Below are 8,458 nucleotides of genomic sequence, written 5' to 3'. Positions count from 1 at the left end.
GACATTAATTTGCTATTATATATGAGTAAAAATATAAAATTTATTAGAAATATGCGACAATATTGATTAAAGGTAAATTAAAACTCTAATAGCAAAAGAGAAGTAATCTTACTTAAAATATGAAAATCATTGTAAAAGAAAGGGAGTAATCAATCCAATCTGGATTGACTACTCCTTTTTATATTATGGAATAATAATATTTTTATTAGCTGTTACATAATTAGTTTGTCTCATTTTTAAAGTTACGACTGTGTCTGATTTTATTTTTGGAAGATGCATCTTAAAATGTCCATCTGAATTTACAGAACAAGCCTTTCCTATCTGAGTATTTTTTATGTAAGCTCTTATATAAGCCCCGCTACAACCTCTTCCTGAAATATATATGTTGTTAGAATCTAATGTTTCAACTGAATCTACATAAAATGTATTAAATTCATATAAAGATGTTATAACTTCTTCTTTAGTTTCATATCCATGTTTAGATATTTCTACTCTTATTTCTGAGCCGGGCTCTTGCGGTTCGATATGAAGTAAGAATTTTTTATCTGAACTTATAATGCATGTATCACTAATTAATTCATTGTTGTTGAAGGCTTTAACAGTAGCTCCGACTATTCCTTTTCCTGTTATAATATTTGAACTAGATTTTAAATAATTTACATCGAATAAACGAATTTTTTTCAAAGAAACATTTAAAATAGCAGCAGCGATTAGTCCCTCAACTTGGGCAACTATTACAGTAGTACCTTCATTTGTAGCTATTAAGCGATTGTTTTCTATTTTAGCTATTTTACTATCTGAAATATTCCAAGTTATAAGTTCATTTTCAACATAATCATTATTTTGATCTAGTATTTCTAAACTTAATGAATCATCTACTTTTAAATTAATTCTATCATCTTTAAATTTAACTGCAGAAATACAAGATCTAACAGTAACTATACAAGTTGCAATTTTATTATTAGCAGATGCAGTTATTACTGTAGTTCCTGGATTTAATGCTTTGATAGTACCATCATCATTGATTGAAACGATTGATGAATCCATACAAGACCAATTTAATGATATAACATCTGTAGTATCTTCTGGTATATAAGATATATTTAATTTATATGATTCATTGCATTTTAAATTTAATGAAGTTTTGTCTAGTGTAATTTCTTTTAATGGTAAATCAATATTAACTTTGCAAGAGTCAGATTTACCATCTAAAGTACACGTAATAATACAATCACCTTTAGAAATAGCTGTAATATTTCCATAAGAGTCTACTTTTGCAATATTTTCATCAGAAGATTTCCAAACTGGGTTATCTGTGCAAGTATGATTTTTAGGGAAATATTCTATTTTTAAAGATTTAGATTCGCTTTTATTTAAACTTAAATAATCAGTTTCAAGTTTTATAGATTCTAAAGGTCGTTCAACTTGAACTATGCATTTTGCTATTTTATTATATCCAACTTGTGCAGTTATAGTTACTATACCCACATTATGGCTAGTAATAATGCCGTCTTTTACCGATACGATATTTTCATCAGAAGAGCTCCATTTTACTTTGAAAATATCATTTGTATTTTCAGGGTATAAAACTAAATCTAATTTACTTTGGTTGTTATTTAGCATAGATATAAATGAATTTTTTATAGAAATACCTCGAAGGCTTATAAATTTATATTCTTCAAAATCTATTTTATTTGCAATAGCGTACTTATGTGCATAAGAATTTTTTTCTCCGTAAATAACAAGATTATTACAATTATCAAATGCAGAATTGCTGATTGATTTAATGTATTTAGGAATAATAATCTTACGTAAATTAGTACAGTTATTAAATGCACGTTCACCTATCATTTTTATAGATTTAGGTAATCTAATATTTTCTAATGATGAACAGTTTGAAAATGCATATGAATTTATATAATTTAACGTTTCAGGTAAATTTATATCATATAGGTTCGTACAATTTGCAAAGCACGAATCTGGTATTTTATCAAACATTTTAGGTAGCTTGATTTTTTCTAAATTGCTACAATTAGCAAAAGTCAAAGGACTTAATGTATTAATTGTATTTGGTATATTTATTTCTGATAATGATTTACAATCATAAAATGCCGCTGTACCTATATTTTTTAAAGAGTCAGGTAAAGTAATATGATTTAATTTTTCGCAACCTGAAAATGCATCCGAACCAATAGACTGCAATGTTTCAGGTAAATCTATAGTTTTTAACTTTTTACAATTAGAAAATGCTGAATTATCTATTTGTTTTACAGTTTTATGTAGATTGATTTCTTCTAAATTAATACAATTATTAAATGTACTAGATGGTATATATGTAAGTTTGTTTGGTAAAGTAACTTTTCTTAAATTAGTACAATTTGAGAAAATACCTTGTCCAATAGAAACAATCGAATTTGGCAAACTTATATCTTGTAAGTTAGTACAATTAGAAAATACTCTAGAACCTAAATTTGATAAATTTTGAGGTAAATCTAAAGAGCTTAAACTGCTACATTCAAAGAAGGCAAGCTCCTTTATTTCTGTAATATTTTGTCCAATATTGATTTTATTTAGCTTTTTACAATTAGCAAATAAACAAGATTCCAATATATCGATATTATCAGGTAATATAACTTCTTCTAAGTTAAAACAATTAAAAAATACATTTTTGCTGATAACTTTAACTGAATTAGGAATTTGAATTTTAGTTAAGTTAGAGCAATTTTTAAAGGCAGAGTCATTAATAGATTTTACCTTGTTAGAAAAATTGATTTCTTTTAAATTTTCACAATTTAAAAAGCACCTTTCTCCAATATAAGAAACATCATCTGGTATATTTATTGATTGTAAACTTGAACAATTATAGAAAGTTTCATCTTTTAAATCAGATAATTCTTTTGGAAGTTCAATTTTCTCTAAGCTTTTACAGTTATAAAATGCCCCTTTTTCAATATTCGATATATTTGGAGGAACATATAAAGATTTTATATTTTCACAATCATAAAAACATCTATATCCAAGTGTATTTATATTTGTTGGAATATTTATATTATGAGATTTCTTGTTCATGCACGATATAAATGAGTCGAGTATTAGTACACTTTTATTATTTAAATTACTATTTTTTAAAGATTTATACTTTTGCTTTTTAGATACTATCATAATAACCCCCCATAAAATCTAATTTATTTTCTTTTCTTTACAAAATACTACAGTTCTAGCATCCTTAAATTCATAACTACAAGTACTTAATGTAAGTATTTTATCTGAGGATGTAGGTTTATTTTGCGTGCTGAATATTGAATCATCGACAATTTTATTTAAAAATTTATTATATTCGTCATCACTATTAAAGTTCGGAATAGTATATGGATAATCCTTCTTAACTAATAAAACAGCAAAAACTTCATAATTTTTCTCCCCATTTTTATCTGTTAAAGTTATAGTAGGATTTGATTTAAAAAATGATTCCTCTTTAAATTTTTCAAGTTGACTAAACATAGTAGTATTTTTCATATTATGACCATAAATAATTAAATTTTTACTGTCATCATAATAATCTCTATAATCTAAAAATGTAGTCCCCGCATATAGATAATTTCCATAGATATCACGATGAAGATAGTAAGAATTGTCTTTACTTTGGACAACTGGATAGTCTATATTTGTATTTTCGATATTAATCCAACATACAAAATCTTTGTTTATAGATGATAAATCTATAGTATTGGCTGTACCTGAATTACTATTATTTTTATCAAGATTTACTTCTTTTTCTGTTCTTAAATTAGCGTATAAATCGTCTGCCTTTTTATAGTCATTTAGTTTTTCATAAATCCTATAACCACATACGCATATAATTGCAATTAAAAAAAATGTTATTAAATTTTTAATCCCCGTTTTTAATTTCATTAAATATTCTCCCTCTAAAATTTTTGTATAATTATAATTTATATGTAAATAACTTTAATATATAAATTTTATCATAAATTAAGTACTTTAGTGTAAAATACAGTACTTTAATCAAATATATTGATGACTTTTGTAAAAAGGATTGATTAAATAATGAAAAAAATTTAAAATATAAAGATGCGAATGAGATAAGAAATCATTGAAATTTAGCAATATATAGACACGATAATTTATACTAATTTAATAAATATAAAATAAAAAGGTGAAATTAAATGATAAAAGAAATAATAGTAGTAGAAGGTAGAGACGATGTTACAGCAGTAAAAAGAGCCTTAGATGCTGAACTTATAACAACTGGTGGATTTGGATTTCCTAAAGGTGTTATGGAGAGAATCAAAGCTGCCCAAAAGAGAAGAGGGGTAATAATCTTTACTGATCCAGATTTTGCTGGTGAAAAAATAAGAAAGAAGATAGCTCAAGAAGTACCTGGATGTAAACATGCATTTTTACCAAGGGAAGAAGCTAAAAAAGATGGAGATATAGGGATAGAAAATGCATCTCCAGAAAGTATAATAAAAGCACTTAATAAAGTTAGAACTGAAAGTAGCAATAAGAGAGACGAATTTGGACAAGTTGACTTAATAAGAAATAATTTAATCGGAAATGAAGATGCATCTTATAGAAGAGATAAAATCGGTCAAATATTAGGGATAGGATACGGAAATGCAAAACAATTCCTAAGCAGATTAAATAATTATGGAGTTTCAAGAGAAGAATTTGTTGAAGCTGTAAACTCTATAGATAATACTGAAGAATAATAAAATAAAGATAGCTTTTATATTAAAATTGAAAATGTGTCAATAAAAATGTCTTAGTATTAATAAGATAATAATTGATAAAAATAATAGAAATATTTTAATAAAATATTATTTAAGGAAAGGAAAAAATAATGGATAGACTTTCATCACATAGAGCTACCAAAGAAGTAGTAAATAAACACAACTTTAAGTTTTCAAAGTCTTTAGGACAAAACTTCTTAATAGATGATAATGTAATAGACAGAATATTAGAAGGAGCTAGATTATCAGAAACTGATAAAATAATCGAGGTTGGACCTGGTATAGGAACACTAACAAGAGAGATGGGAAAAGTAGCTGAAAATGTAGTTTCTATCGAGATAGACAAGACATTAATCCCAATATTAAAAGAAACATTAGCTGATTTAGATAATGTTGAAGTTGTAAATGAAGACATATTAAAAGTAGACGTACAAGGATTAATAAAAGAAAAGTTAAATGGAGGACCAGTAAAATTAGTTGCCAATCTTCCATACTATATAACTACACCAATAGTTATGAAATTCTTAGAAGAAGATATTCCTGTTACTGACATAGTAGTAATGGTTCAAAAGGAAGTTGCAGACAGAATGAATGCACAACCATCTACAAAAGATTATGGTGCATTATCAGTAGCTGTTCAATATTACTGTGATACAGAAATAGTTGCAAAAGCTCCGAGACATATGTTTGTCCCACAACCAAATGTAGATTCAATAGTTATAGGACTTCATGTTAGAGATGAGAAAAAATATATTGTTGATAATGAAGATATTTTCTTCAAAACAGTAAAAGCATCTTTCGGACAAAGAAGAAAAACTTTATTAAACTCTTTAGGCGGCTTAGGATTCTTATCAAAAGATCAAATAAAAGAGGCGTTAAAAGCTGCAAACATAGATGAAAAAAGAAGAGGAGAAACTCTTAGCATAGATGAATTTGCTAATTTATCTAATGAAATAAATAAATTTTCATCTAAATAATACTATTTTCCAAAACCTTAAACATATAATATTTTGAGCAAGTATGTTTAAGGAGGGATAAGTAGTGGTTTCTAAAAGAAAATTTAAAAGAGACTATATCATATTAGAGGCAAAGGACATGAACTTTAGAAGTAAAGAACGTGTTCTTCCTAAAGCCTTTGCTAAAATAGAAGTAAATGATGAAAAATCAATAGTAGCGCTATATGTTGAAAATTTAAAAAATCTAAAAGATGGATATGATGTAATCGCTCTTCGTACTGATTATGAAAGATTAAATTTAGGAAGAATTAATCTAAACTCTCAAGGAAAGGGTGAATTTGTACTAGATTTAGGTGAAGATGATAGTGATATTAAGGCAATTGCACTTACTTATGATAAATATGTTCCACTTATCGGATTTAAAGGTAATAAAATAGAAAATTATGAAGAGTTAATATTTGAACCGGAAGAAGAAATCGAGGAATACACAGAAAGTGATGAAGAAGAATATATCGATAGAAATGATGTATACGAAGAAGTAGAATATGTAAATCCTGATGAAGGCGAATATGAATATGAAGAAGTAGAATATATATATGAAGATGATTTAGATAATGAAGATGACAACCTACAAACACAAGATACAAGTGAACCGGAAGAAATACAACAGACAGAAGAGGTCGAACAACAAGATACAGAAGATATTGAGGAGTATGAATATATTGAATACGAAGAACCTGAATACGAATATGAAGAGGTAGAAGAAATAGAAGAAACAAATCAAGAAGAAAATACACCAAATCAACAGTCAAAACCGAAAAAAGAATGCGCAAAACCTCTACAAATGCCAAAAGATGAAAGAGACAACAATATCAAACCAAAACAACAAAAATTAATTTCTAAAGATAGAACCCAAAACAAACGAAAAAATATGAAACAAGAACAATACAATCAACCAAAAACTATTCAAAAAAGCAACACAGATTTTGATGAAAAATTAAGTGCAGGAAAATTACTTATGCCTAGACAAATAAAGAAAGGTCTAAAATATTTTAAAGAAGTTAAACCATTTGCAGCAGATTATATCCCAAATACAAGATGGTGGAAGATAGAAATTACACCAACTACAATGAGTGGTTATACAATGCCTTATTTAGGATATGTAAATAGTTTAAATTATACTATGTATAGTGATATAGCTATGAATTCATATAAATATAGACATTACTTATTTGGAGTTCAATATGATGAATATAACAAGAGAAAAAATTATATTTATGCAATACCGGGCAAAAAATCTGAACAACCGGATAAAGGAACAACAGGTTTTACAACATATCAAACATGTGACAATAGAAGTACTAGTCTTGGATATTGGTTGTGCTTTATAGATTCTAAGGCTAGAAAAATAGAAAAATAGCTGTAAAATCAATTGAGAATTAATTGAAAAAACTTGCTTATTTTGATTACAATTTCTACTTTTAGGTGTTATAATATAATGAATAACACAATAAAATATACAAAAATTGTTTTAAAACGAACTTAATGGGTATATATAAATAAAATAAAAAATATCATATAAGTGGAAATAATAAACATAATTTAATATAAAAATAGAAAAATCGCCTAGAATTCCTAGGTGATTTTTACGTTTTAGGGAAATGATAATTAATATTGAAAGAAACATATATCCATTAGCAATATAGAAGTTTATTTAATTAGGAGGGAATTTATATGGAAACAAGATATGAAGAGGCAAGTAAAGTAACAATTTTGGCGATTTTGTGGAATGTATTTTTATCAATTATAAAAGTATTAGCAGGGGTAATTGGTAATTCAACTGCTATGATAGCAGATGGTATTCATTCTGCATCAGATATTATAACTTCAGTTGGAGTTTTAATAGGAAATAAAATTTCATCAAAACCAGGCGACAAAGAGCATAATTATGGGCATGAAAAAGCAGAAACATTAGTATCATTTTTATTATCAATTATGTTGATTGTTGTATCTGTAACTATAGGTGTTGATGGAGCAAAGAAAATATTTAATTTAGATGAAGTGAAGGTACCGACATTAATACCACTTATAGTGGCAGTAATATCAATAGCAATAAAAGAATATCAATATAGAATAACTATAAAGGTAGCAAAAAAAATAAATTCACCATCTCTTAAGGCTGATGCATGGCATCATAGATCTGATGCACTTTCATCAGTAGCAGCATTTATAGGTATCGGTGGAGCTATGCTAGGTTATAAAATTTTAGAACCGATAGCAACTATAGTAGTTGCGCTTATAGTGTGTAAAGTTGCATTAGAGATATTTACAAATTCAATGAATGAACTTATGGATGTTTCTATAGATGAGGAACAAGAGAAACAAATAATAGAATACTGTAAAGAAACAACAGGCGTAAAACATATAAAAACTATGAGAACGAGAAAACATGGTGCATTTGCATATGTAGATTTAGTTATTTGTGTAGATGGAGCTTTAACAGTAAAACAAGGTCATGATATAGCTAATGATTTAGAAAAGAAATTAATTAATGAATTGGCAATTATAAAAGGAATAACAGTCCATGTAGAACCATGTATAAGTGAGTTTGATTTATGTAATAAAGAAGTAGAGATAGAGCCTAAAATAATAGATGAAGTTCCATGTATTGACTGTAATTCTAAAGAATGTCTTAATAATGATAAATAATACTTAAAAAATTAAATAAAAAGTTATATAATTATCATAGAT

Annotated in this window: 6 protein-coding genes; 4 read left to right on the top strand and 2 right to left on the bottom strand. The window is 26.7% G+C overall.

Translation table 11 applies throughout. From position 1 onward, the window contains the following. Positions 1 to 183: 183 nt before the first annotated feature. Positions 184 to 3,162, bottom strand: a complete 2,979-nt coding sequence (locus tag ABCM86_RS08165; RefSeq protein ID WP_343003820.1) for a leucine-rich repeat protein — start codon at positions 3,160 to 3,162, stop codon at positions 184 to 186. Positions 3,163 to 3,180: 18 nt separating this feature from the next. After that, complete coding sequence (srtB, locus tag ABCM86_RS08160) at positions 3,181 to 3,912, bottom strand: class B sortase (protein ID WP_343003819.1); 732 nt, start codon at positions 3,910 to 3,912, stop codon at positions 3,181 to 3,183. Positions 3,913 to 4,184: 272 nt separating this feature from the next. On the opposite strand from srtB, the gene rnmV reads away from it, so the two are divergent. The 4 genes from rnmV to ABCM86_RS08140 all read left to right on the top strand — a co-directional run bounded on the left by rnmV (position 4,185) and on the right by ABCM86_RS08140 (position 8,416). Next, positions 4,185 to 4,730 (top strand): ribonuclease M5, encoded by a 546-nt coding sequence (gene rnmV, locus ABCM86_RS08155; RefSeq protein ID WP_195930216.1) that lies wholly within the window; start codon positions 4,185 to 4,187, stop codon positions 4,728 to 4,730. Between the two features lie 131 nt (positions 4,731 to 4,861). Beyond that, the gene (rsmA, locus tag ABCM86_RS08150; RefSeq protein WP_195930215.1) at positions 4,862 to 5,728 is read left to right on the top strand and encodes a 16S rRNA (adenine(1518)-N(6)/adenine(1519)-N(6))-dimethyltransferase RsmA; all 867 of its coding nucleotides are present in this window, start codon (positions 4,862 to 4,864) and stop codon (positions 5,726 to 5,728) included. Between the two features lie 64 nt (positions 5,729 to 5,792). After that, the gene (locus ABCM86_RS08145) at positions 5,793 to 7,127 is read left to right on the top strand and encodes a hypothetical protein (protein ID WP_343003818.1); all 1,335 of its coding nucleotides are present in this window, start codon (positions 5,793 to 5,795) and stop codon (positions 7,125 to 7,127) included. Between the two features lie 314 nt (positions 7,128 to 7,441). Then, entirely contained in the window at positions 7,442 to 8,416 is a 975-nt protein-coding gene (locus ABCM86_RS08140; protein WP_343003817.1) for a cation diffusion facilitator family transporter, read from the top strand. Positions 8,417 to 8,458 lie beyond the last annotated feature (42 nt).

The organism is Clostridium sp. 2218st1_F5_2218SCRN_220325 (genome assembly GCF_039062665.1).
In the GTDB taxonomy this organism is placed as follows: Bacteria; Bacillota; Clostridia; order Peptostreptococcales; family Peptostreptococcaceae; genus Intestinibacter.
Note: the sequence above shows the minus strand (reverse complement) of the source record. Positions and strands in the feature narration are given on the sequence as shown.